This is a genomic window from Shewanella algicola, from assembly GCF_014648035.1.
GTDB lineage: Bacteria > Pseudomonadota > Gammaproteobacteria > Enterobacterales > Shewanellaceae > Shewanella > Shewanella algicola.
The window spans coordinates 1-25,972 of the sequence record NZ_BMQI01000016.1; the positions used below are offsets into that span (position 1 = coordinate 1).

Sequence of the window (25,972 nt, forward strand, 5' to 3'; positions counted from 1 at the left end):
ATCATAAATAAGGCCTTTTTTCTACCTAAAATATAGCGTTATCGCTAAAGATCCTGTCTATGATTAGTTGATAGCTTTATGACGATTGAGCATTACTTTGCAGAGTTATCGCAAGCCTCTTTGGCACATCATTCTGCAAGTTATGAACCATAGATGGCCAATGTTGATGATGGATCAAGTGTTTAATAAGTCCAATTACCAGCACTTAATCAATCTCCTATTATAAAAAATGCCAGTCTTCATAGACTGGCATTATTTTGTGAACTCGATTAACGCGAACAGGTGTTACTTGGCAAGCAAGTTTTTGCGGTCACGGGAGGCTTGTGCTAATTCACGCAATAACTTTTCAGAATCAGCCCAATGCAAACAAGCATCAGTGATACTTTGACCGTAAACCAATGGCTCACCTTTAACCACTTTTTGATTACCTTCTATCATAAAGCTCTCAGCCATAATACCTGCAATAGCAGTGCTACCATTGCGCATTTGCGCCATGATGCTATCTGCAACGTTTAACTGGTTTTTATGCTGCTTTTCGCTATTGCCATGGCTAAAATCAACAACCATACGTTGAGTCACACCCACTTGTTCTAGCTGTGCACGAGTCACTTCAATATCTTGTGCTGAATAATTTGGTGTTTTACCGCCACGTAAAATAATGTGACCGTATGGGTTACCGTGAGTACGGTACACAGCCATGGCGCCATCTTTATCTGGAGAATAAAAAATATGTGGTACTTGAGCTGCACGAACGGCATCTACTGCGATATTGATATTACCGTCAGTACCATTTTTAAAGCCGACAGGACAAGATAGGGCAGAGGCCATTTCACGGTGAATTTGGCTCTCAGTGGTGCGCGCACCAATAGCTCCCCAGGTGATGAGGTCTGCAATATACTGACCGTTTACCATGTCTAAAAACTCAGTAGCGATTGGCAGTTTAAGTTCGGTAATTTGTTGCAGCAACTGACGAGCCATGCGCAGGCCTTTATTGGGGCTAAAGCTGCCATCTAAATCAGGGTCTGATATTAAGCCTTTCCAACCTACAATGGTGCGTGGCTTTTCAAAATACACTCGCATCAAAATACACAAGTCGTCTTTTAATTCATGGTGCAATGCCGATAACTTCTCAGCGTATTCTAACGCGGCTTTGGTATCGTGAATTGAGCAAGGGCCAATAATGACTAATAAGCGTTGATCTTCGCCTGCAATAATCGCCTCAACTTCGCGACGTTGCGCAACAAGGTAATCCGCAGCGTCTTGGGTTAAAGGATATTCTGAAGCTAACTGAGCAGGAGAGATAACTTTGCTTAATAAGGTCGTTCTTAGTTCATCTGTTTTAATAGTCATGCGTATTACCGAAAAATCGTGAGATGCATCAGCATCATAATGCCTCGGATTATATACCCAAAGAAGTTAAAGATGCGAGGCTTCACCTAGGATTCTACTCGTTAAAAAACAGATTGCCCTAAGCGTTCAAGACGAATCAACCAGGGTTAAGTTCGTCTTTGATGAATAATTAACCTAATTCAGCGTGGTCTAATTGTTTACTTTTTAGAACATATGACGATCTAAACCGGTAATGTCGAGGATTTTTGTGGCAATTTCTTCAACCGAATGATTGGTGGTATTCACAAAGGGAATACGCTCTTTTTTAAACAACATTTCCACTTCTTTGACTTCAAGACGACATTGTCTTAATGACGAGTAACGGCTGTTTTCCATGCGGCTTTGTCTAATTTCATGCAGTCGATGTGGGTCAATTGTTAGGCCAAATAATTTCGATTTATTGCGTTTAAGCGATTCCGGCAACTTTAGATGATCCATGTCATCCTCAGTAAAGGGGTAGTTTGCAGCCTTAATACCAAATTGCATTGATAAGTACAAACTCGAGGGCGTTTTACCACAGCGAGACACGCCTAATAAAATAATATCGGCTTTATCCATGTGTTTCATGGTTTGGCCATCATCATTTTCCATCGCATAGTTAATGGCATCGATACGGGTGTCATAACTGTGATTACTTTTACCATGAGTACGATGCAAAATAGGCTTTGCTTGCACCCCTAAGTGTTGTTCGAGTGGCGCAACAAAGGTATTCAAAAAGTCGTAATCGACACATTCGCTCGAAAAAATCACATTGCGGATCTCGGGATTAATGATCGAATGGAATACAAGTGGTCTTTCGCCTGTTGTAATAAAACAATCATTTATTTGTTGTTTAACTTTTTGTGCACGTTGAACCGTTTCAACAAACGGAATTGTAAGTGCTTCAAATTCAATGGGAAACTGTGAAAGTACAGCATGACCAAAAACCTCTGCTGTGATCGCGGTCCCATCTGAGATATAAAATACTTTTGGCGTCATTATGACCTCTTGTAGTAATAAAATTACAAATAAAATTATAGATTTACGCGTGTTGTATGGGAGTGTAAGATGCTATTGCCCTCGTGTGAAGTGGCCACTGAAATAAAAACTTGCGGAGATAAAACTGTGCAGCAATACGTACTCTGGTATCAAGAATTAGGCATGGGTGATGTAAACAAGGTTGGCGGAAAAAACGCATCCCTTGGAGAGATGATCAGCAATCTAGCTAATGCAGGAGTTCAAGTTCCTGGTGGTTTTGCTACGACCTCGCATGCGTTCAATGAATTCCTTGAACAAAGTGGAGTTAACCAGAAGATTTTTGACATTCTGGCTACATTGGATGTGGATGATGTCAATGAACTGGCGAAAGTCGGTGCACAGATCAGACAATGGGTGATTGAGACCCCATTCCAGCCTGCATTAGAAAATGCTATTCGTGAAGCTTATGAGCAATTATCAAGTGAAACGCAAGACGCTTCATTTGCCGTACGTTCTTCAGCTACTGCAGAAGATATGCCGGATGCATCATTTGCGGGTCAACAAGAAACATTTTTAAACGTTAAAGGTTTCGACGCTGTCATGCTAGCAATTAAGCATGTATACGCATCACTCTTTAACGACCGTGCAATTTCTTATCGTGTTCACCAAGGTTATGAACATCAAGGTGTGGCTTTATCTGCTGGCGTGCAACGTATGGTGCGATCAGACAAAGCGGCTTCTGGGGTGATGTTTACCATGGACACTGAATCAGGTAACAACGACGTTGTCTTTATCACTTCATCATTTGGTTTAGGTGAAATGGTAGTGCAAGGCGCGGTTAACCCTGACGAATTCTATGTGCACAAACCAATTTTAACGCAAGGACATCAAGCCGTTGTGCGTCGTAACATTGGTAGTAAGCTGATTCAAATGGTTTACTCAGATGATGCTTCACACGGTAAGCAAGTCAAAATTGAAGATGTTGCCGCAGAGCAACGTCGCGAATTCTCTATTAATGATGCCGAAGTAATGGAACTGGCTAAACAAGCCATGACCATTGAGCAACATTATGGCCGTGCGATGGACATCGAATGGGCAAAAGACGGTAACGACGGTAAGTTGTATATCGTTCAAGCGCGCCCTGAAACAGTTCGTAGCCGTGAGGATGTGCAATTAATTGAACGTTACCACTTAAAAACCAAAGGCGATGTGATTTCAGAAGGTCGTGCTATTGGTCATAAAATTGGTTCAGGTGTGGCTAAAGTTTTAGCTTCAATTGAAGACATGGACCAAATTGAGCCTGGTGACGTATTAGTAACAGATATGACAGACCCAGATTGGGAACCTATCATGAAGCGCGCGAGCGCCATCGTAACTAACCGTGGTGGCCGTACATGTCATGCTGCGATTATCGCACGTGAACTAGGTGTACCTGCTGTTGTGGGGTGTGGTGACGTGACTGACCGTATTAAGAGCGGTGACTTAGTGACGGTATCTTGTGCTGAAGGTGACACTGGTTTGATTTATTCTGGTGAGCAACAGTTTGAGGTGGTAACAAACCGCGTTGATACATTGCCATCATTACCAATGAAAATCATGATGAACGTGGGTAACCCTGATCGCGCATTCGACTTTGCTCGTTTGCCAAACGAAGGTGTTGGTCTAGCACGCTTAGAGTTCATCATTAACCGCATGATCGGTATTCACCCTAAAGCCTTGCTTGAATTCAACGACCAAACGGCTGAGCTACAATCTGAAATCAATGACATGATTGCCGGTTACGACTCGCCAGTTGAATACTATGTTGCTCGCCTAGTTGAAGGTATTGCTTCAATTGCATCTGCTTTCTACCCGAAAAAAGTCATCGTACGTATGTCAGATTTTAAGTCTAACGAATACGCAAACTTAGTCGGTGGTGAGCGTTATGAGCCTGAAGAAGAAAACCCAATGTTGGGCTTCCGTGGTGCTAGCCGTTATATTTCTGAATCATTCCGCGATTGTTTCGCGCTTGAATGTGAAGCCATTAAACGTGTTCGTAACCAAATGGGCTTAACCAATGTTGAAGTGATGATCCCATTTGTTCGTACTGTTAAAGAAGCATCACAAGTTATCGAATTACTGAAAGAGCAAGGCTTAGAGCGTGGTAAAGATGGTTTACGCGTTATCATGATGTGTGAGCTTCCATCTAACGCCTTATTAGCTGACCAATTCCTTGAGCATTTTGATGGTTTCTCTATCGGCTCAAACGATTTGACTCAGTTAACACTTGGTCTTGACCGTGATTCTGGCATTATCAGCCACTTGTTTGACGAACGTGATGATGCCGTTAAAATATTGCTGTCTATGGCCATTAAAGCGGCGAAAACCAAAGGTGCTTATGTCGGCATTTGTGGTCAAGGTCCATCAGACCATTCAGATTTTGCGGCTTGGTTAGTTGAGCAAGGCATCGACACTGTGTCATTAAACCCTGACACTGTTATCGATACTTGGTTATATTTAGCCGAAGCTCATGGATAATTAGTGTTAAAAATGCAGTCCAACCTGCATTTTTATCACGTTGCAACAAAAGCCGCTTTTTAGCGGCTTTTTTTTGTTTATAATGACAACAATATACCCATAATGAATAAGTCCTCTATGTTACCTTTACTATCACATAAACAAACATTAGAACCTATCTATCTAGATTACCTTGACGCGCTTGAACAAAGTGAGTTTGAGGGTGAAATAGACAAGCGATACAGCGCTCGGCTTATTCAAGCTACCGATAATTCGGTATACCAATTTTTACCTCAAGCAGTCATTTATCCATTACATCAACAAGATGTCGAACTTGCTCTGACGCTAGCATCACAGCCAAAGTATAAATCGGTTACTTTTAGTGCGCGTGGCGGTGGTACTGGTACCAATGCCCAATCCTTAACCCATGGGTTGATATTAGATGTGTCTCGCCACCTTAATCAGGTACTCGAAATTAACGTCAAACAGGGCTGGGCAAGGGTACAAGCTGGTGTTATTAAAGATGCTTTAAATGATGCATTACGCCCTCATGGACTGTTTTTTAGTCCTGATTTATCCACGTCTAATCGTGCCACAATTGGCGGCATGGTGAATACTGATGCATCGGGAGCTGGTTCACTGGTTTACGGTAAAACCTCAGATCATGTATTAGGGGTAACCAGCGTTTTAGTAGACGGCAGCGTATTAAACACACTACCTCTTTCTACCGAAGCTATTGATAATCAGCCTCATGGTGACAACACTCTGGCCAATATTATTGCCAGCCAAATTGCTGGTGTTTGTCAGCAAAAACGCGACACTATTATTGAGCGCTTTCCTAAGTTGAATCGATTTTTAACCGGTTATGACTTAAAAAATGTGTGGAACAACGAGCTAACTCAGTTTGATTTATCACGCATTTTAACGGGTTCAGAAGGCACATTGGCGGTCATCACCGAAGTTAAGCTAAATCTAACGCCATTACCGGCGACTCGGATGATGGTCAATATCAAATATGACTCTTTTGAATCAGCATTACGCCACGCACCATCGCTGGTTAGCGCTCAAGCTACAGTGGTTGAAACCGTTGACTCAAAAGTATTAAACCTTGCGCGCGAAGATATTATTTGGCATTCAGTCGCCGATGAAATTAAAGCTGTCCCTAATAAGGTGATCGAAGGCCTTAACATGGTTGAGTTTGCGGGTGACGACAGTGATGTCAAAAGTAAGGTGGCCAATTTAGAGGCCATGTTGACTGATCAGCTCAGTCAACAACAGTATGGTTTAGTGGGGTTTCAAATTACTGGCGATCGCAGCAGCATTGACAGTATTTACGCCATGCGTAAAAAAGCCGTAGGGCTACTTGGCGCCACAAAAGGCAGTCGTAAACCGCTTGCTTTTGCTGAAGACACCGCCGTACCACCTGAAAACCTAGCCGACTATATTATGGAGTTTCGTGCGCTACTCGATAGCCATAAATTGCAATATGGCATGTTTGGTCATGTTGATGCCGGTGTGTTACATGTGCGCCCCGCACTCGATATGTGCGATGAAAACGATGAAAAATTACTGAAAGTCATCTCCGATCAAGTGGCTGCATTAACCCTTAAATATGGTGGATTAATGTGGGGTGAACACGGTAAAGGTGTTCGTGGCGAATATGGCCCAGACGTATTTGGTGATGAACTATACGGCGTGCTTGAACAAATTAAAGGTTGGTTTGACCCCAACAATCGTTTAAATCCAGGTAAGTTAGTGGCGCCGCCACAGTCGGGTCCATTAATGTTTAATGTCGACAGCGCCAAGCGTGGCAGTTTCGACAGACAAATTCCGGTACAAACGCGAGATGCATTTCCAGATGTCATGAACTGTAATGGCAATGGCTTGTGTTTTAACTACAGCAGTTACTCACCGATGTGTCCATCATTTAAGGTGACAGGCGATAGAGTGCAATCACCTAAAGGCCGTGCAGGCTTAATGCGTGAATGGTTGCGTTTACTTGAAGCTGAAGGTGTTGATGTTGAAGAGCTTGCAAAGTCTAAATCTTTAGGTTGGATGCAGCGCACCCAAAATACCATAAATAACCAACGTGATTACGATTATTCTCATGAAGTGATGGAATCACTCAAAGGCTGCCTGGCCTGTAAAGCCTGTACAGGGCTGTGCCCGGTTAAGGTCGATGTGCCTAAATTTAGAGCGCAGTTCTTTAATATTTATTACAAACGTTACTTACGTCCAGCAAAAGACTACCTAGTGGCCGGTATTGAAGATTCATTACCGTTAATGGCATCAATCCCTAAACTGACAAATTTTGCATCGCAAAACCCATTGAGCCAATGGGTGATTAAAAAGACCATTGGTTATGTTGATGCGCCTAAGTTGTCAGTTCCTACTCTCAAGCAACGCTTAGATGGCCATGTGAGTCGGGGTTATGATTTAGACGCTTTGTGCGCGATCCCAGAAGCAGACCGCAGTCAGTATGTACTGGTAGTGCAAGACCCATTCAATAGCTTTTATGATGCAGGCTTGGTTTATCGTTTTGTTCAACTAATTGAAAAATTGGGTTTAAAGCCGGTATTATTGCCTTTTAAACCGAATGGTAAACCAACACACATAAAAGGCTTTTTAGACAAGTTTGCCAAAACAGCCCAAGACAGCGCCGACTTTTTAAACCGTGTTCACGCGCTTGGCATGCCAATGGTTGGCCTCGACCCTGCGTTGGTATTGTGTTATCGCGATGAATATAAAGAGGCACTAGGTCAACGTCGTGGTCCATTTGAAGTTAAACTTGCTAATGAGTGGCTAAGCTCTGTCATAGCTACTCGTACTGAGGCAAACCCAGTAGCCAACGACGCACCACAATACACTTGGTTTAGTCACTGTACTGAATCGACGGCAAAACCTAATACAGCCAATGAGTGGAAAGCCATCTTTAGTCACTTTGGCGCTAAGCTTAATAGCGTGAACTTAGGCTGTTGTGGTATGGCGGGTACCTATGGCCATGAGCTTGAAAATCTTGAACGCTCAAAGCAGCTATTTGATATGTCATGGCAGTCTGGAATTGCCGATATTGCTGAAAACAGCCAAGTGTTAGTGTCGGGATATTCTTGTCGAAGCCAGGTTAAACGCTTTGCAGGCTTTAAACCTCAACATCCAATTGAAGCTTTGCTTAAATTACTCAACTCATAAGGCTAATAACATGGCAGATGAAACAACGGCATTAAACGCATTTACTCATCCTGATGGGGTAGCGTTGTGCAGTGATGATGTGTTGTTTCATATCCAAGAAAATGGTGATTGGCTGTATCTCAACAGCCCATTGCCAACGAAGTTTGCTGCATTGTTCAGCAGTATTTTGCACTGCATCGACAATGAATATTTGTTAATTACCCCAGTTGAAAAAGTCAAAGTCAGCGTAGAGCAACACCCATTAATAATGGTTGATTATCAACACAAGACAGAGCCGACTCAATTAACCTTTTTCAGTAGTATTGGCACGCAACTTCCACCGGTTAATATTGCAGATATTATCGTGACAGATGATGGTATTTATGTGCCATTAATAAGGGGATTAACCGGTAAGCTTAATCGAGCTTGTTATTACCGATACATTAATGAATACATTTCATTTGATTAACGTGAGGCTATTCAGCTTCCCAACAGTTTTTGGCTTGTAAATGGCACACTTGGAATTGTAATCACTAGCTTATGGCGCATAAATGTGCCTTGTGAGCAATACAATGACTCACCTTAATATTTATCGTCATAAATACAAGCGGTTAAACTTTTTTAACTATATGTTCATTCAAACTAAGGCTAAAGAGCTTCTCTTAACGTATAGACATGGTAATCTTAATTTGTTAGCGCGAGTTTAGTTACTGAGCATAGTGATGCAAACTGAACATGCCAATGACGATGTAGGAGGTATCATTTGAAACGATTTGAAAGTTTAAGCTACCTGATTTCTCATCTTAATATTGCCTTACAGCAAGAACTCGACACGCGCTTAAAGCGTTATGAGTTAGACAGCAAACTTTGGCCAGTGTTATTTGCTTTATGGCAAGAAGAGGGCTTAAGCCAAACCGAGCTATCAAAACGTTGTGATGTGGCTAATTACACTATGACTCGCCTGCTCGATAACCTGCAAGTGCAGGGATTTATCACCCGTCATCAAGAAGCCGACAATCGCCGTGCTTTTCAAATCTTTTTAACCGACAGCGGTAAAGCATTAGAGCAGGATTTAGTGCACGAAGCTGAGTGGGTCAATGAACTCTTTTTAGCGGTACTCACCGAAGCTGAGCAAGGTGAATTTATGCGCCTGTTGAATAAAGTGAATCAGTTTAGCCAATAAAGGTTTGAGTGCAGCGTTGCTTTTATCCCTTTTAAGTTAGTGTATCTGACTCTTTTTTGTCCCCAAACGTGTTTCAAATATGGCCCGCGGCTACAAACGTCGTGGCGCATCCCCCAAACCAGAGCAATGGCCGTAAGTTGTAAACTTACGCTGGTGACCTTACTCATTATCCCTACTAAGTGTCTAAAAAATAGGTGTGTTCTTACTTTATTTTACTGTGAGTTATTGTTATCGGGGATTAGCCACTCATTAAGCAAAACCGTAGGTCTATGATAGTCGTTTAAAGTGATTTTTTATTATAACCGAGGGCAATCTCAGTTATTTTAGGCGTTGTTTTATGGAAGATGGTATTTTTCTTTACTCCATTCACAACAGTTAACGTTAAATTCTTTATTACAATATTGAATAAACTTGAATACGGAGATGTGAATTTTGTTTATATTAATATCAATCCGTTTAAGTCATGGGTTGTGTGCGGTGTGCATTCAACATTATCGCTAATAAAAGGAGTTAATTGTGCGTTTTTTTAATTGGATCTGTTTATCATTTCTACTGACCTTAACTGTCTCTGTTACTTCATTTTCAGCCAATGCAGTTAAGGTTTTGCCCATGCGAGACAGGGCAACATTTATCGACGATATTTTAGCTAAACGGGTTGATCAATTATTGCCCATATTAATGAATGAACATAAGTTAGATATGTGGGTCATCATTAGCCGTGAATACAATGAAGACCCCGTCATTAAAACGCTATTACCTGCCACATGGATATCTGCACGCCGTACAACAATACTGGTGTTTGCTCGTAAAAATGACGGAACAATAGGTGCTCATGCCATTGCCCCTTATAACGTTGGTCAAGTTTTTGAAAAAGCCTGGGATAAAACAACACAGCCTAATCAATGGTTAGCGCTTAATGTATTAATTGAACGCTATCAACCTAATAGTATTGGTATTAATCAATCTGAACACTGGGCACATGCTGACGGGCTTGTTGCCACAGACAAAGATAACCTGTTAGCGCATTTACCTGAAAAATATAAAAGCAAAATTGTTTCGGCAGAATCAGTTGCCATTGGGTGGTTAGAGCAACGTATTCCAGAAGAAATTGCAGTTTACAAAGATATTGTAAAATTGGCACACTCTATCATTGCCGAAGCCTTTTCAAACAAAGTGATTACGCCCGAACAAACAACCACTGACGATGTCGTGTGGTGGCTGAGAGAACGTGTTGTTGAACTTAAGCTACAAACTTGGTTTCACCCAACCGTTTCAATTCAGCGAGGAGCTGATGTTAGTTTCGAGCACGGATCAGACTTAAGCCATGGCGATGAAACACAAGTCATTTTACCTGGCGATTTATTGCATGTAGATTTTGGGATAAGCTATTTACGCTTAAATACCGATACCCAACAACATGCTTATGTATTAAAACCGGGTGAGACTGAAGCGCCGCAGTATTTGCAAAAGGCGTTGTTGTCTGGCAATCAACTTCAAGATGTATTTACCGGGCAATTCGCTCAAGGGCTAACGGGTAACCAGGTATTAGCACGTTCTCGTCATCTGGCCATTTCACAAGGATTAACCCCAACAATATACACACATCCGCTGGGCTATCATGGCCATGGTGCTGGCACCACACTGGGGATGTGGGATTCGCAGCAGGGCGTACCTGGCGATGGTGATTATCCATTACACCTAAACACCGCTTATGCTATTGAGTTAAACAACGCTATTTTTATCGACGCATGGAATAAAGAGATCAGGATTATGCTGGAAGAGGATGCCATTTTTGATCAATCGGGTGTGTGGTATCTCAATGGCAGACAAACAGAGTTATTACTCATCAAACCTGTAAAGAGCTGATTTTGCTACCAGCTCAGTTAACGTTATTTTTAAACACTCTACACATCGGTGTAAATATTCTTTTTGAGACGCTATGAATAACATAAACGTGAATGACATTTTGCAACATGCTGATTCTCTACAATATGAAGACCCAGAACATACCTATCACAGATCATACCGTCATTTTGTTAACTACTTCAGTGATAAAAATGAGTTAACAGAGCAAGATTTGATTATAGGAGCCAATTTCACATACGGGTGGATGCCGACGATAATGAATTTTAAGTCAAATAACTTTGACGAGTCGTTGAAAATACTCAATAAAGCGAGATTGCCAGAGCGTATTTCAAGTAATGAAATCCTTATTCTTAAGTCGTTGATCAACAATTCTCTTGTGGGTGTGTCAAAGCTCTTACATTTTATCAATCCAAAGGTATACGCCATTTGGGATAGTCGAGTGTGCTATTTTCTTCTTGGTAAGTCGCATAAATACCTCATTGAAAAAGTAGACATGTATTGGCAATACTTGGACTTATGTGAGCGAGTTTCAGCAGATTTGGATTTTAAGGTAATCCATTCAAAGTTCGAATCTTCGGTAAATTATGAGGTTTCAGCTTTAAGAGTGGTAGAGCAATTGATGTTTGTGAATAGCAATATGACAATAGCAAAACTCTAGCTGATATCAGTTTCCCTCTTACCAATAATGGATATGAGCTAATTAGGCTGAGCAATTTGAGCAGGATCTCTTACCTGCTAAACCCTATGATTTATTATATCTTTGGATTTTAACTTGTGCTTGTGAATAAAGAAGTGCATGTAAGTTATTTAGCGTTAATTTTAAGTGGAATAAAATGCACTCAAAAATAGTAATTTTATACATTCACGGTTTTGGTAGTCGATTTGATCCTCAATCTGACAAAGTTAAGGCATTAAGCTATTTAGGAGAGGTTAAAGGGATTACTGTTGATTACACATCAATGCCAAGTTTGATTGAAAAACAGTTGATGAACGCCTGTACGGACTTTCAAGTTGATCTTATCGTCGGTACAAGCCTTGGTGGATATTGGGCAAATAGAATTGGAGCTCAAATTGGGGTACCTTTTGTATCTATAAATCCAGCTATATCACCTAACGTTACATTGCAAAAATATATTGGATTTGGACAAACCTATTATGGTGAAAATTATGAGTTAACACCAGAAGCTGTTGATGCGTATACTGATTTTTCTGCTCAAGGTTGCGGTTTGATTTTATTAGATATGGCAGATGAGTTGTTAGATTCAGTTGCTACAAATAGTCAATTAAAAGACCAGTTTAAGGTTCATTGCTTTGAGGGGGGTACTCACCGCTTTTCTCATATGAATGAAGCTATTCCAATCATTGAGAGATTTGTAAGTAATGCAGCGCTTATTTATGGTGTAGTGAATGAGACAGATATTAACCATTAGCTTTTTCAAATTAGAAAAGAGGATTTCATAAATAATGCTATTATTACAGAGTGTTGTGTAATAATGGGAAATCTTAAGGCTAGCTCAATCGCTCTTGATATTGAACATGCTCAAATCAGCATAAAATCTCAATTTATAAGGATGTAGAATGGAAGTCGAAGTATTTAACAGAACCCACACTAATGACAAAATTATCAGTGGGTCTACTTACAATTTTATCATTGGCTCAACGCTGTTATGGGGTTTTGCCATCAATTGGCTTATGGTGCTGAACATTTCGGTTGAATCAATCAGCAGCATTAATCCTATTATTTTCTTTATTGGTTATTTTGCTTCGTGTTTCTTTGGTATTTACCTTTTTAGCAAATCAGATAAGCCTATTGTGAGCTTTATTGGCTATAACTTTGTGGTGGTACCGTTTGGGTTGATTATTAATCTTGTGGTGAGCCAATATAATCCCGATATTGTGCAAGAGGCCATTAGGGTTACCGGCATGGTAACGTTTGTGATGATGCTGTTAGGCTCAATGTATCCAGCATTTTTTAAAAAGATAGCGGGTGGATTAACTATTGCGTTGATTTGTGTGATTGTCGTGGAGCTCATTGAAATATTTATTTTTAATACCCATCATGGCATTTTAGACTGGATTGTCGCGCTGATTTTTTGTGGTTATATTGGCTATGATTGGGCTCGAGCTAATGCAATCCCGAAAACAGTTGATAACGCCGTCGATAGCGCTGCAGCCTTGTATATGGACATCATCAATTTGTTTTTACGAATACTTAGAATTTTAGGGCGAAAATAGTCTTCAAAGAACGATTCTTATCAGCGTTCAAATGAAGCTAATCCCATTTGATTAGATCATAGATTGCCTTGATGAGCAGTGCAAACAAGAGCCGGACATTGACAGTCTATTACCCAGGAATTTTAACGATAGGCGTGATTGTCCCTGACGCTTTCATTAGTACCAAAGGTAAAGCGGATATAAGTGGCTAGTTCATTTTGAGTTAGTGGGCTCTTTTTCTATGTTGCAGCACCATAAAAGCTTCCCATAGAGTGTTATGTTTATTTGTACTGCTATATTGATTTTTGCTAAAACTCCGCCTGAGTTTGTCGTTATTAAAACACAGAAATTTAAAAATTATTATGCTAAATGGAGTCAAATGAAACATTTTTCCCATTGAAGCTAAAAGTAATACAACAATACGTAGGCCGATAGCAACCCAGCGATCCATAGTACAGTAGTGCCCACACGCCAAGACCGCGCGAACACGCTGCGCTCTTGGCTATCTGCTGTATGCGGTTGGCCTAGATAACGCACTGCCATACGTTGTAAAAGTTCCTGCAAGCGGTTTTGTTGTTGCGTAACAATTTCACCTAGTGAGCTAAGTGCTCGCTCGATCAATTTAACCAATGAAAAGCCCGCACGTCGCCAAAGCCAATCTGTGTCGAGGCTAATCGTCATGGTTCGCTTCATTAGTGGCAATAATACGAAGAAAGCCAATCCTGAAAATAGCAGCAACTGCAGGTAGAACAGCACTTTACCAATAGAGTAAGGTTGGTAATCAACAGGGTAGGGTAATAGGGCATAAAGTAATTCTGGGAATACCCCCAGTAAAATGCACATACTAGCAAAAATGATCATCGCCAGCCCCATATTCCATGGCGCATCTTTTGGTCTTAACCCTGAGTCTTTTTGGAAAAACACAAACCATGGAAATTTGATGCCAGCATGAAGAAATACACCGGCCGACGCGGCGGTTAATGCCATGTAAACCCACACTAAGTTTCCATCGATAGCAGCTTGGGAGATCATGCTTTTTGTTGTAAAGCCTGAAGTCAGTGGAAAACTTGAAATCGCTAGCGCGCCAATAATACCGCAAACGCAGGTAAGTGGCATGGTGCGAAATAGCCCCCCCAACTCTATACATTTATTTTTCCCTGTGCGGTATATAACAACACCAGCACTCATAAACAGTAGCGCTTTATATATAATATGTGCAAAAGCATGAGCCGCAGCCCCATTAAGTGCCATTTCAGTGCCAATACCTACGGCAACAACCATAAATCCGACTTGGTTAACTACAGAATAGGAAAGGATACGACGTACATCATTTTCCAATAATGCGAAAATAATACCGTACATAACCATAAATAGACCAATGCCAATCAGCACTGATTCGCCTGGGAATAATAATATCAGTGCCAGTACAGCTGTTTTAGTTGTAAATGCCGACAAAAATACTGAACCAGTGGGTGTGGCTTCTGGATATGCATCGGCTAGCCAAGCTGACACTGGCGGTGCTGCTGCGTTTATCAATATGCCAATAAGTATCATCCATGTACTGAAATCTGTTGCCAGCATAGGTTGGATTTGGATAGAACCAGTCCCAAGTACGACACCGACTATTCCCACATTAAGTATTACGCCACCGAGAAAATGCATGATGGCATAACGCATTCCAGCTGCGCGTGAACCGGGCGTACCACCACACCAAACAACGATAGTAGAGAATATTGCCATGAGTTCCCAGTAAACGAACATGGTAATAAGATCGCCTGCAAAACAGACTCCTATAGCACCTGCAGCGTATGTAAAGGCTGCGGCAAGTTCATACCAACGTGCTATACGAAATGAAAACAGACCTCCAACAAAGACCATTATGGAAAAAATAGCCGCAAACAATCTCCTTAGCGGGCTACCTTCGACAGGTTCAATGCTGTATGAAAGAAAGTTTACCGTGCTCTGGACTCCGTCAGGGACCTGCCATATGGCCAACAAGGTAATCATTGGGGCGATTAAGATGATAGTTGTTCGTGCGTGCCCTTTAACCAAACATATCAGTACAGCAGCAATTAGCAGGATAAATGCTGGAGAGAAAAATTCAAACCCCATTGCTATTCTCCTTTACCTTGTCATGACTGGGTACTGAGGTTTTAATTTGTTCTGGTTCATCATAATAGTCCTGAGGACGTTTGAGAAATAGCCCTAATAATTTCGCTATTAATACCATCACTAGGCAACTGACAAATCCATAAACTGCACCGAACCCAAACCAGCCATCAAAGCCGAAATAACCTTTAACGTATATTACTGTTTGCGCAAGTACCACCAAGGTCAGTACAACACTGAAACCAATCCAGAGCTTACGAATAGTTGACGGCCGTACTAACCAGTGTAATTGTTTTTCGTCATTCATTTTAACTGAGCCCCTTAACAACTTGGCTTGCCAATTCAATGACTGGACCGTTAAATAAAAAGAAAGCGAGTGTCAGTATGGCGGTGAGAGTCAATGCCAATACAGCTAAAAACGGTGCTTCCCCGTGCTCCTTGTCACCTTCATTTTCTTGTTCAAACCAAACTAGGTATAAAATCGGCAAAAAGTAAGCGGCATTAAGAAGGGTACTGGCAATGATGGTGAATACTGCCACGAGATTATTTGCTTCGAAAGCGCCGGCTAAAATGTACCATTTGGAAACGAACCCCGCAGTGGGAGGGACACCAATCATACTTAATGCACCAATTGTAAACGCCGCCATTGTCCATGGCATACGTCTACCAATACCACGTAATTGATGGATTTCGGTCTTTTTAGAAGCAACATAAATTGCGCCAGCAGCAAAGAACAATGTGATTTTACCAAAAGCATGAGCGACCATATGCAAGGCGGCACCAACTTCAGCGAGCGGCTTAAGAATAGCTGTGGCCATGACAACATAAGATAACTGGGCAATAGTGGAGTAGGCTAGCAGACGTTTGATGTTGGTTTGGCGCAATGCAACAAGACTCGCAACAATGATGGTAAATGCTGCTATATATAAAAGCCATTCTGAGCTCGGTGATTCAAATAGATATTCAATACCAAATATATAAATGATTATCTTAGTGATAGCAAAAACACCTGATTTAACTACCGCAACGGCATGGAGTAAGGCGCTCACAGGGGTGGGGGCTACCATAGCGGCGGGTAACCATTTATGCATCGGCATCACAGCCGCTTTGCCAATACCAAATACAAATAGTGCCAGAAGCAACCCTATTTCTGGGTCATTTAACTTACCCGCGAGGATCCCGCCTACAGTAAAATCTCCTGTACCTGCCACGGTATAAGTCCAGATGATAGCAGGAAGGAACAAACCAATAGATGTACTCAGTAAAACACCCAGATAAATCCTTGCCGAACGTATCGTAGCTGCATCGCCTTTATGTGCGACTAAGGGGTATGTTGAGAGTGTTAATAATTCATAGCATAAAAATAGAGTGAATAGATTGCCAGCGAAAGCAACACCAACAGTGGCTGAAAGAGCTAACGCGAAGCATACAAAAAATCGAGTTTGGTTTTTCTCTTTATTACCGCGCATGTAGCCAACGGAATATATCGAGTTGATAAGCCAAAGCCCAGATGCCAATGCTGCAAATAGCATGCCCAGAGGTTCAACAGTAAATGCAATACTTAGCCCAGGCATCACCTCGCTTACTTCTATTGAGGGTCTTTTGCCTTCCATAAGAGTAGAGATGAGTCCCCAAACAACCCAGATTAGTGAAACAGACGTAATAGCGGTTGCAGCTTCGCGAATATTAGGGCCTATTCGCCCAGCAAGGGCGATGGCGAGAGCGCCTACTAGAGGAAGACTAATGGCGACTAATATGGTAGTTTCAGGTGTCAATTTGTACCCTCCAATAGAAGGGCTGCGGCACTATTTGCAAGTTCTAATGGAACCTGTGGAAACAGTCCGAAGTATATATTGAGTAGTGCAATAAAACCGGTAACTAATAACATTTGTATTGGTGCTTCAGATGTTGGACCTTCTCCTTCGACAGGAGCTTGGAAGTAAAGCGCCTCAACGATGCGCCAAACATAAACCACCGCCATCAAGGAGCTGACTAGAATAATTGCGACTAGCCCGCCCCCCCAAGGACCGCTTTCCAAAGCTGAGATGATAAGGAGCCATTTACTAATAAACCCTGCAGTACCAGGCACGCCGATTAAGCTCAAACCACACACAACAAAAGCAGCACAAGTCCAGGGCATACGAGCAGCAGCACCACCGAGTTGATCTAGGCGCAAATCACGATACTGATAAGCTAGACAAGCAACTGCCAGGAATAAGCCACCTTTTGCTAGCGCATGGTTGAACATATGCATTGCGCTGGCGGTTAGTCCAGCCATGCTGACAAAGCTAACACCAAGCAAAATATAGCCTATTTGTGCTATAGATGATGAAGCAAGCCGCCTTTTAAGATGCCCTTCGAACATCGCAACAGCAGAAGCAATCAGTATTCCGAGAATTGCCAAAGGCATCGCAAACAATGCGAACTGAACTTGGTGATCCTCAAGCGTTGCTTGAAATATCATATAGTCAAATCGGATAAGTACATACAGTGCAACCTTGGTCGCGCAAGCAGAGAGAAACACAGTCACCATGTGTGGAGCATGTGTATAAGCGTTTGGCACCCATACATGTAAAGGAAACACCGCCGCTTTAAGGGCCAACCCAATAGTGATGAATCCCGCAGCAACTAGCACTGGATTTATATCGGTCACATCACCGAGGCGATCTTGAATATCGGCTAAGTTAAGCGTGCCGGTCATCATGTAGATTAAACCTACACCAATTAGATAAAAGGTTGCGCCAATGGTACCCATCATTAAATATTTGAATACGGCTGGAAGAGCGCGACGGTCTGGACCTCCAGCAATTAATATGTAGCTGGCCAGAGATGAAATTTCCATGAAAACAAAAATATTGAAGGCATCTGCTGATACGACAATACCCACCAGTCCAGATAAAACCAAAAGCCAGGCCGCATAGAAAAGTGGTTGGCGTTCTGATTCAATTTGCTGATCAATGCTTGGTTTGGCAGCGAGTAAAGCAGCTGTGCTCGCTCCCGTAATTACCAGCAAAATAATGGCACTAAACGGATCAACCGACAGTGCGATACCATAAGGTGCTGGCCAGCCGCCCATAGCGTATTGAAGGGCTTGTCCGTCTAAAACGGCCAAAGTGAGCGCAACGGCGATGGAAAAACTCACTAGTGCCACGGCAGTTGCTCCGGCCCAAGCTAAACCTCGCGGTTGTAACATGACGATAAGTGGTGCCGACAACATCGGTATCACAACTTGCAAAGCTGGAAGGTGTGCTAATAAATCCATAGTAGTCAGTCGGCATCCAAAATTTCGGTTTCTTCGATCGTGCCATAACATTCCTTGATACGCACAACCATGGCCAGTCCCAATGCGAGGGTAGATACTCCAACAACAATGGCTGTTAGTATCAGTACCTGCGGTACTGGGTTTGAAAATATTTGATCTTCTACACCGCTTTGTATGATGGGGGCTGTCCCACCTTCTACCTTGTCCATAGTGATATACATAAGGAATACAGCAGATTGAAATATAGATAATCCAATGAGTTTTTTTATCAAATTGGTTTTGCTAATCACGGTATACAGTCCCACCGTTAAAATGATAGCGAATACCCAATAATTGAAGTAGCCCAGCAGTTCTAATAGTTTCATGACAATCTCTCACGGGCTGCGAACGCATGGAAAATGGCCAGAAGTGCACCACAAACGGCCATGCCAACGCCGGCCTCGATAATTAATATCCCCAGCTGTTGTCCAAACACAGGGTCAGCGGCTAGTACTGAATAATCTAGAAATGTTCCTCCCATCAACATGCAAACCACACCCACGCCGCCATATAGCGATGCTCCGCCTATAACCATACCCAACAGCATCCCGCGAGGTATTGCGCGCAATGCTTCGGATTCGCCTTCAAGCAGCGCGTAAAGAATTACGCCAGTGGCAATAATTGCACCCGCTTGGAATCCTCCGCCGGGGCCATATTCGCCATGGAATTGTACATAAAGGCCAAATAACACGATAAACGGGATTAGCAGTCGGCCGATCACTTGGGGGATCAGATGGTGGCGTAGGCCACTACTTTTTTTAATCACTGACTGCTTTTTTCGTGAAGGGCCCACACCAAGAATGAATAAAACACCGATACAAGCAGCGAAAACAACAAACACCTCGCCCAGCGTGTCATAACCTCGAAAGCTGCCAAGTATGGCGGTGACCACATTGGGAATATCAATATACTCAGGCGTTTTTTCTAGATACCAAGGCGCTAGATGTTGATGCACAGGGGCATCAGGATCGCCGAGCCGTGGTTTGTCGAAAGTGGCGTATATTATTAGCAATGCCAGAACGCCAACAGTACCTAGAGCGACCCACCGACCTCCAACTCGAGCTTTTTCCCGGTCACCAGTCAGCTCTAATGCACAGAGGAAGATTACCGTTGTCACTCCAGCGCCCACCGCAGCTTCTGTTAGTGCTACATCAGCAGCGTCCAAAATAAAAAAGTTGGCCGCCATGAGTAAACTGAAAATAGATGTCAGCATTACCGCGACAAACAGGTCGTCGGTGCGCACTATAGCAATAGCGGTAATGACGAGAAGGGTCAGTAGAAATAGCGCAAAAATTAATATCATTCTCCAGCCCCTTCTTTGGGTAAGTTGTTAGCCTTGGGTGCGTCGCTGGCACATCCATCGTCTGGCTTGAGACCCGATAATAGCGCGGCATTGGCCAACGCATAGGTAGCCGTTGGGCCTGTCAGCAGCAAAAACAGCATAATAGCAAACAGTTTAATTGCGGCTAGAGATAAACCGGCTTGTAGGATCATACCAACAAAAATTAAGATAGTTGCCATGGTATCAGTAAGGCTAGCGGCATGAATTCTGGTGTAAAAGTTTGGCAGACGCAGGCCGCCTATACCGCCGATTAACACGCAGCCGCCCCCGAGAACGAGTAAAATCCAACTCAGAATATCTAACGCAAAATCAATCATTTTCTGCCTCGGAATCAGACTTTCTTCGGGAACGATTTTGGAAAAAATTTAATACTGCAAGAATCCCGACCATATTGATCAGGGCGTAGGCCAACGCAAGATCAAGAAAATCAGGCCGTCCGTAAAGAAATGCAATGACGGACAGTAACAACACGGTCTTGGTACCAAACACATTGACTGCCAGTACGCGATCGTAAACGCTTGGCCCTTTAAGTGCTCTCACTAGGGCCAATACCATGGTCACCAAAATGGCTATAGAGACAACAATATACATAAGTTAGCGGGGCTCCAGTGCTGCGACTCGCCGATTTGCTTCGCCTTTTTGTAATTCTTTGGCACTTTCACTGGTCAGACAATGAATCAATACTTTCCCCTTGTATAAATCTAACGTGACGGTTCCCGGAGACAGGGTAATGGAGTTGCCAAGTATAACTTGGCCCATGTCCGTTTTAGCTTCCGCTTCAAGCACAACTACGGTGGGGCTTATAGGCATTGAGGGTTTCAGGATTAGCTTGGTAACGTCCAGACTCGAAATAATAATCTCTCGAAGCAGCCACAACCAATAGCCAGGCAGGCGAGGCATCAGTCTAAGTAAATTTGTATTATTCCTGAAAAAGCCCATACGATGCGCTAAGTAAATGCTGAGCAAGCAGGACAAAACACCCAAACTCATGACGAGTGGTTTGTAGAGTCCCGACCAGAGAAGCCAAGATATTGCTAAAATAAGCAGAAGTAGCAAAACAGACGAGAGTCTTGTTTCGCCGCGTTGAAACGTATGGCGGACTAGAGTTAAGTTCATAGTTTGCAGGGGTAGTTTTTCAGTAAAGATTTATAGACGACTTCCATCGCAGGTGCATTTTCTTCGCTGCTATCTGTTTGGGCTGTTATATCGGCGACGATGACGTTAGCTACATCACGTAATAGCAGTGGATCTCCGAGGCAAAAACCGGCTAAGCCTGCGGCTCTAGAACGGTCTAAACGGTTAGGCATACGGGTGCGAATCGCGCGTTCCGAGAAGGTTTCTTTACTTGCTAGGGCACTTTCCGCATTTGGCATGACTCTTGCATCGGTCGCTATTGCACCATCTATAAAGCCTTGAATATAGCGGACACAATACTGACCATCAGCGCTTTCTGGTTCAGAATTAAACAGTGCACAGTGCGATGAAAGTTCTTGAGCCGTCAGTACTTCTATTGCCTTAGCGGGTGGTACTGAGAATAATTGAATGGCCAAGAAAGCGAAAGCCATTAAGGGGAAACTGTTTTTTGACATAAAAATCCTTTTTTTCTAATGATTTAACTTTATACAATTAATCATAGTATTAAAAGTTTAGTTTAGTTTAGTTTTTTTTATCAATAAAAAATTGATGATGTATTTTGAGAGAAAACATTAGATGAGAGAAAGTACATTCGGGAGTCATAAGGTAAGTTCAATTAGGACATTATTGGCCGCAGGGCATATCTTAAGTCAACGCCGATATTTTTACTGCGTAGTTCTAAATGGCCACTGAACAATGGGAGGTAACAAACAAGCTACCAACAAGGTTCGTTATGCAAACCATTTAAAAATTCATCGCGAATAAGCGACTAATGTTGAACTCGTTTTCGCTTAGCTACACTAACTATTACATACTTCAAAGCGGAGCCATTAGCAAAAAGGATTTTGAATGCAAAAGAATAGTTTACTCGTTATCGCAGGTTGCTTAAGTCTCTTTGCTGCCTTACTACACATCAGTTGTATATTTGGCGGCCCAGACTGGTATAGCTTCTTTGGTGCTGGTGAAAACATGGCTCAAATGGCTGCTGCCGGTGATACGTATCCCACCATTGTCACATTAATTATCGCAGCTATGCTTTGTGTTTGGGGGCTTTACGCATTTTCGGGCGCGGGTTTAATTGTTAAGCTACCGCTTCTAAAAACATGTTTAGTGTTAATCACTGCTGTATATCTCATTCGTGGTTTGGCGGGGTTAATTGTGCCTTTTTTCACGTCAGCCCCCGAGATCCATCAAAACTCTATGGCTTTTTGGTTGGTGAGGTCAATCGTTTGTTGCATCTATGGTATTTACTATTTACTTGGAACAAGGCAGTTATGGCGGTAGTTTTCCAAGACCAAATATCAAGGTTCTATTTATAATAGGAAAACCATCATGGCTTTTAACGATTAATTTAGACCCAGCTCCCATGCCGTAATCACTAATGACGATGGTCAAGTGTTGTTATTAAAAGCCAATTATGGTGACAAGCATTGGGGCTTGCCGGGTGGCGGACTTGATCCTAATGAAACCATTCATCAGGCATTACTGCGAGAGTGCAAAGAATAGTTAGGTTGTTTGGTGAAGGTGAACTATTTATCTGGGGGGTATTTTCACTCTGCTTATCAATCGCAAGCGTTTATCTTTCGCTGTGAATTACCAGAGTCAGCTCAAATAATGTTAAGTAATGAGCACAGTGACTATGCATTCTTCGTTATTGCCGACCTGTCTGCGGTGCAGCAACAACGAATTAACGATTGCCTAACCTTTAATGGTCAGGTTTTCAGTGCAGCTTTTTAAAGCCGCTTGATGCCAAGTGGTTAACATGCTCATAATATCGTGCGAATCTTGCAATTGTGCTAATGGTCTTGCCACTGTGTGTTGCTTACTGTCTAGCGCCGCTAGCACCGCTTCTACCTGGTAGTAAAAACCATTGCCTTTGGCTTCAACATTAACAATGTCAGCATCTTGCTCATATAACCTTACTGAAAAATGATTGCCTTGAGCTTCTGGTAACCAGGGATTTGAGGTGAACTCAATACTTCCTAAGCTGCCTAAAATGGTAAACCCTGCGTGTAAGCCATAATCTTCTGCTGTGTGTAAATGACATTGCACGCCGTTTGCATAAGTCACAATAGCCGTAGATTCACAAATATTGCCATCTTGTCCGCGTCGGCCTGTTGCTTGCAGTTGATATTGTTGGCTGACGCTATTACCAAATTGTTGCTGCATGACTAATTGCATTAATGATGCAGGGTAACAACCAAGGTTAAACAATGCGCCAAGACTGGCCGGATTAACAAATTGGCTGATAGCCGCACAATATTGGCCACGAATACTTTTTACGTCGCCAATGACGCCAGATGCTAGCGTTTGACTTAACTGCTGCATAAAAGGATGCGCAAGATACATTAGCCCTTCTAAAAAGAACACCTGGTTTTGCTTAACCGCATCAAGGCTGGCAATGGTTGATGGCATATCGACCGACAGGGACTTCTCACATAAAATAGCTTTACCCGCATTGGCCGCTTTAATGACATATTCGTGGTGCAAATGATTCGGCAGGGCAATATAAATCACATCCACCAATGGATCGTTAATTAATGCATCGAAATCAGTAAATTGATGTGCGATGTTATATTGCGTTGCAAACTCAGCTAACGTTGTGGTGTTACGGCCTGCAACTGCATATATCTGACTTTGGCCTTGGGCTTTTATCGCATCTACCATTACACCAGAAATGAAGCTGGTGCCTAAAATACCCCAATTAATCATTTTACTCATTGGTTACTCCTCGGTGGCTAGGTGTTGATAGTCAAAGGCTTGTTTGAGTTCGGTGAGCCCCGCTTTAATAAAGGCTTGAGTGTGAGGTGCAGCAAAATGGGTATCAAAGGCGGCTTGATCATCATAACGCTCCCAAAACACAAATTGCTTAGGGTGAGTTTTATGTTGAGTTGCCATGGCAAGTGAGCAGCCGGGTTCGCTATTCATGTCGGCGCAAAATTGACGGATTGCAGCAAGGCCCTGGGCTAACGGTACGTCATCTTTTATGTGAATTTCAGCGGTGATAAATATGCCTGCTTGATCTAATTTGTAATCCATAACAACTCCTCAATAATGATGGCTCATCGTAAACCAGTTTTCTTAAAATCAACATCAATCAATGGCGTTTACAGAAAACACTATAGGTTTATAATCTTTGGTATTAATTTATAATCATTGGCATAAATGATTGAGGGGCACTATGGATAAATTAACCGCGATGCAAGTGTTTAGCTGCGTAGCTGAGCAGGGTAATTATGCTGCGGCGGCGCATCAGTTTAATATTAGCCGCACTATGGTGGGCAAGCACATCAATCAGTTAGAAGGCTATTTAGGCGTTAAGCTAATCAATCGCACCACACGTCAGCAAGCATTAAGTGAGTCTGGCCAATTATATTATCAAGAATGTAAAACTATTTTGGCAGCCATTACTGCCGCTGAAAATACCTTACAAAATATGACGGGCACGATTAGCGGCAGCATTAAGATTAATGCACCAGTGAGTTTTGGTAATACGGTACTGGCACCCATTGTGAATCGTTTTTTATTAACTTATCCGCAAGTCGATGTTGATTTACGTTTAGACAATAACCTTGTCGACCCGATGTTAGACAGTGTTGATATTTTGGTGCGCATTGGTGAGCTTGAAGATTCTGCGTTAATTGGTCGGCATATTATGGATTATCACATGCAATTTTGTGCATCCCCTGAATATTTAGCCAATCATCCAGCAATTACAACTAATACTGATTTACATACACATCCATGCCTTGGGTTTAGTTATTCGAGCAATGGTTCATTGTCAGTGGCCCATCAACAAATATTTGGTAAACGGGATTTTAGGTTGTCGTCAAACAGTGGGGTAGTACTGACACAAGCTGCCATTGATGGGTTGGGTGTGGTGTTACAACCTAGTATTGTGGTCAAACAGGCAATAGAGGATGGCTTCTTGGTTAATATTACGAGTTTAACCCCACCAGAAGCCATGCCGATTCATTTATTGTATAAAGATAAAAATTTGCCGTTAAAAACGCGTTCATTAATCACGTTTATTGTTGAGCAGCTTGCTGAGCAATAAGTTTTTTAAGACTTAATCATGCCTTTAAGAACAATATCCTTATAGGTTACAAAGCCCAAAATACTTCCGGACTCTACTACTGGAGCTTTATTAACATTAAAGCGTTCAAATAACCTTGCGGTATAGCGAACATCCATATCGGCAGGTACAGAAAATACCGGTTTTATCATAATCTCATAAATATTGGTGCGCTCTGGCGACTTGTCTTTTGCCAGCACTTTTCGGGCAATATCACTCATTAAAACCATGCCGTATTCGTCATGTTCGTTGCGTTTATCGACCACCAAAATACTGATATTTTTGGTCACGGCAACTTGAATAGCCTCCGCAACTGTATGCATACCGTCCACCATGGCGTAACGGTTATTCATCACATCGCGGTTAAGGGTAGGGGCTGACTTTGTCATATTTGGTCCTCAATGTCTTTAGTTAACTTTTCTACCTGATGAGCCACACCTACGGCATCTTCAACATCAATTTGAATCGCAATACCTTTACCTGAGTTGGTATCAAATTCACCCACTTTGGCAATGGTTTCTAAAATACAGCGACACATATGCTCTTCAACCAACCATAAAATCACATCGCGCTGTACATCTAAGGTAAGGCCCATAAAGGTTTTCTTTTTTTCTAAGCCTTCACCACGAGCATGATTAATGACAGTGGCGCCAGTGGCTCCAGCAAAACGCGCGGCATCGAGCACTTCGTCGGTACAGTCTTCGTCGACAAAAGCGACAATTAATTTAAAGCGCATAG

At 42.4% G+C, this 25,972-nt stretch carries 26 protein-coding genes and 1 pseudogene; 11 read left to right on the plus strand and 16 right to left on the minus strand.

Annotation, left to right across the window (positions count from 1 at the left end; translation table 11 throughout):
• Positions 1–285: 285 nt before the first annotated feature.
• Positions 286–1,350: a 3-deoxy-7-phosphoheptulonate synthase gene (locus IEY42_RS08645; protein ID WP_188924876.1), complete on the minus strand. Its 1,065-nt coding sequence runs from the start codon at positions 1,348–1,350 to the stop codon at positions 286–288.
• A gap of 204 nt (positions 1,351–1,554) precedes the next feature.
• Positions 1,555–2,367, minus strand: coding sequence for a posphoenolpyruvate synthetase regulatory kinase/phosphorylase PpsR (gene ppsR / locus IEY42_RS08650; RefSeq protein ID WP_188916508.1), 813 nt, complete (start codon positions 2,365–2,367; stop codon positions 1,555–1,557).
• A 126-nt stretch (positions 2,368–2,493) separates the two neighbouring features.
• Here ppsR and ppsA point away from each other — a divergent pair, with 126 nt between their 5' ends.
• The 8 genes from ppsA to IEY42_RS08690 all read left to right on the plus strand — a co-directional run bounded on the left by ppsA (position 2,494) and on the right by IEY42_RS08690 (position 13,294).
• Positions 2,494–4,863: a phosphoenolpyruvate synthase gene (gene ppsA, locus IEY42_RS08655; protein ID WP_188924933.1), complete on the plus strand. Its 2,370-nt coding sequence runs from the start codon at positions 2,494–2,496 to the stop codon at positions 4,861–4,863.
• Between the two features lie 117 nt (positions 4,864–4,980).
• A complete protein-coding gene (gene ydiJ, locus IEY42_RS08660) occupies positions 4,981–8,031 on the plus strand; it encodes a D-2-hydroxyglutarate dehydrogenase YdiJ (RefSeq protein WP_188924877.1) in 3,051 nt (1,016 codons plus the stop codon).
• A gap of 10 nt (positions 8,032–8,041) precedes the next feature.
• On the plus strand, positions 8,042–8,479 hold the full coding sequence (locus IEY42_RS08665; protein WP_188924878.1) for a DUF1285 domain-containing protein: 438 nt from the start codon (positions 8,042–8,044) through the stop codon (positions 8,477–8,479).
• 294 nt (positions 8,480–8,773) lie between these two features.
• A complete protein-coding gene (locus IEY42_RS08670) occupies positions 8,774–9,193 on the plus strand; it encodes a MarR family winged helix-turn-helix transcriptional regulator (protein WP_188924879.1) in 420 nt (139 codons plus the stop codon).
• Between the two features lie 516 nt (positions 9,194–9,709).
• Positions 9,710–11,059, plus strand: coding sequence for a M24 family metallopeptidase (locus IEY42_RS08675; protein ID WP_229779985.1), 1,350 nt, complete (start codon positions 9,710–9,712; stop codon positions 11,057–11,059).
• Positions 11,060–11,132: 73 nt separating this feature from the next.
• Positions 11,133–11,717 carry a hypothetical protein gene (locus IEY42_RS08680; protein WP_188924880.1) on the plus strand — a complete coding sequence of 195 codons (585 nt, stop codon included), beginning with the start codon at positions 11,133–11,135 and terminating at the stop codon, positions 11,715–11,717.
• 175 nt (positions 11,718–11,892) lie between these two features.
• Entirely contained in the window at positions 11,893–12,489 is a 597-nt protein-coding gene (locus IEY42_RS08685) for a YqiA/YcfP family alpha/beta fold hydrolase (protein ID WP_188924881.1), read from the plus strand.
• Between the two features lie 148 nt (positions 12,490–12,637).
• The gene (locus IEY42_RS08690) at positions 12,638–13,294 is read left to right on the plus strand and encodes a Bax inhibitor-1 family protein (protein WP_188924882.1); all 657 of its coding nucleotides are present in this window, start codon (positions 12,638–12,640) and stop codon (positions 13,292–13,294) included.
• 381 nt (positions 13,295–13,675) lie between these two features.
• On the opposite strand, the gene IEY42_RS08695 is transcribed toward IEY42_RS08690, so the two are convergent.
• The 10 genes from IEY42_RS08695 to IEY42_RS08740 are packed head-to-tail and all read right to left on the minus strand — an operon-like array spanning position 13,676 to position 21,614.
• Positions 13,676–15,385: a Na(+)/H(+) antiporter subunit D gene (locus tag IEY42_RS08695; protein WP_188924883.1), complete on the minus strand. Its 1,710-nt coding sequence runs from the start codon at positions 15,383–15,385 to the stop codon at positions 13,676–13,678.
• Complete coding sequence (locus IEY42_RS08700) at positions 15,375–15,689, minus strand: hypothetical protein (protein ID WP_188924884.1); 315 nt, start codon at positions 15,687–15,689, stop codon at positions 15,375–15,377. The genes IEY42_RS08695 and IEY42_RS08700 overlap by 11 nt, the downstream gene beginning before the upstream one ends.
• 1 nt (position 15,690) lies before the next feature.
• Entirely contained in the window at positions 15,691–17,157 is a 1,467-nt protein-coding gene (locus IEY42_RS08705; RefSeq protein WP_188924885.1) for a monovalent cation/H+ antiporter subunit D family protein, read from the minus strand.
• Complete coding sequence (locus tag IEY42_RS08710) at positions 17,154–18,644, minus strand: monovalent cation/H+ antiporter subunit D family protein (RefSeq protein ID WP_188924886.1); 1,491 nt, start codon at positions 18,642–18,644, stop codon at positions 17,154–17,156. The genes IEY42_RS08705 and IEY42_RS08710 overlap by 4 nt, the downstream gene beginning before the upstream one ends.
• A 5-nt stretch (positions 18,645–18,649) precedes the next feature.
• Positions 18,650–19,009 carry a cation:proton antiporter subunit C gene (locus IEY42_RS08715; RefSeq protein ID WP_188916495.1) on the minus strand — a complete coding sequence of 120 codons (360 nt, stop codon included), beginning with the start codon at positions 19,007–19,009 and terminating at the stop codon, positions 18,650–18,652.
• Positions 19,006–19,986, minus strand: coding sequence for a DUF4040 domain-containing protein (locus tag IEY42_RS08720; RefSeq protein WP_188924887.1), 981 nt, complete (start codon positions 19,984–19,986; stop codon positions 19,006–19,008). Before IEY42_RS08720 ends, IEY42_RS08715 begins: the two co-directional genes overlap by 4 nt.
• A complete protein-coding gene (mnhG, locus tag IEY42_RS08725; RefSeq protein WP_188924888.1) occupies positions 19,983–20,342 on the minus strand; it encodes a monovalent cation/H(+) antiporter subunit G in 360 nt (119 codons plus the stop codon). The genes IEY42_RS08720 and mnhG overlap by 4 nt, the downstream gene beginning before the upstream one ends.
• Positions 20,335–20,616 carry an MrpF/PhaF family protein gene (locus tag IEY42_RS08730; protein ID WP_229779986.1) on the minus strand — a complete coding sequence of 94 codons (282 nt, stop codon included), beginning with the start codon at positions 20,614–20,616 and terminating at the stop codon, positions 20,335–20,337. The genes mnhG and IEY42_RS08730 overlap by 8 nt, the downstream gene beginning before the upstream one ends.
• Positions 20,617–20,619: 3 nt before the next feature.
• Entirely contained in the window at positions 20,620–21,141 is a 522-nt protein-coding gene (locus IEY42_RS08735) for a Na+/H+ antiporter subunit E (protein WP_229779988.1), read from the minus strand.
• Positions 21,138–21,614, minus strand: coding sequence for a Rap1a/Tai family immunity protein (locus IEY42_RS08740; protein WP_188924889.1), 477 nt, complete (start codon positions 21,612–21,614; stop codon positions 21,138–21,140). The genes IEY42_RS08735 and IEY42_RS08740 overlap by 4 nt, the downstream gene beginning before the upstream one ends.
• Before the next feature lie 394 nt (positions 21,615–22,008).
• On the opposite strand from IEY42_RS08740, the gene IEY42_RS08745 reads away from it, so the two are divergent.
• Both IEY42_RS08745 and IEY42_RS08750 read left to right on the plus strand, forming a co-directional pair.
• Positions 22,009–22,443, plus strand: a complete 435-nt coding sequence (locus IEY42_RS08745; RefSeq protein ID WP_188924890.1) for a hypothetical protein — start codon at positions 22,009–22,011, stop codon at positions 22,441–22,443.
• 48 nt (positions 22,444–22,491) lie between these two features.
• A pseudogene (locus IEY42_RS08750) lies at positions 22,492–22,896 on the plus strand (NUDIX hydrolase).
• On the opposite strand, the gene IEY42_RS08755 reads toward IEY42_RS08750, so the two are convergent.
• Both IEY42_RS08755 and IEY42_RS08760 read right to left on the minus strand, forming a co-directional pair.
• Complete coding sequence (locus IEY42_RS08755; protein WP_229779990.1) at positions 22,858–23,880, minus strand: Gfo/Idh/MocA family protein; 1,023 nt, start codon at positions 23,878–23,880, stop codon at positions 22,858–22,860. The pseudogene IEY42_RS08750 and the gene IEY42_RS08755 sit on opposite strands and share 39 nt — an antisense overlap.
• A gap of 3 nt (positions 23,881–23,883) precedes the next feature.
• A complete protein-coding gene (locus tag IEY42_RS08760) occupies positions 23,884–24,198 on the minus strand; it encodes a putative quinol monooxygenase (protein ID WP_188924891.1) in 315 nt (104 codons plus the stop codon).
• A gap of 142 nt (positions 24,199–24,340) precedes the next feature.
• Between IEY42_RS08760 and IEY42_RS08765 the strand changes: the two genes are divergently transcribed.
• Positions 24,341–25,216: a LysR substrate-binding domain-containing protein gene (locus IEY42_RS08765; protein WP_188924892.1), complete on the plus strand. Its 876-nt coding sequence runs from the start codon at positions 24,341–24,343 to the stop codon at positions 25,214–25,216.
• Between the two features lie 5 nt (positions 25,217–25,221).
• On the opposite strand, the gene IEY42_RS08770 is transcribed toward IEY42_RS08765, so the two are convergent.
• Entirely contained in the window at positions 25,222–25,623 is a 402-nt protein-coding gene (locus IEY42_RS08770; protein ID WP_188924893.1) for a CBS domain-containing protein, read from the minus strand.
• The gene (locus tag IEY42_RS08775) at positions 25,620–25,970 is read right to left on the minus strand and encodes a P-II family nitrogen regulator (RefSeq protein WP_188924894.1); all 351 of its coding nucleotides are present in this window, start codon (positions 25,968–25,970) and stop codon (positions 25,620–25,622) included. The genes IEY42_RS08770 and IEY42_RS08775 overlap by 4 nt, the downstream gene beginning before the upstream one ends.
• Between the last annotated feature and the right edge of the window lie 2 nt (positions 25,971–25,972).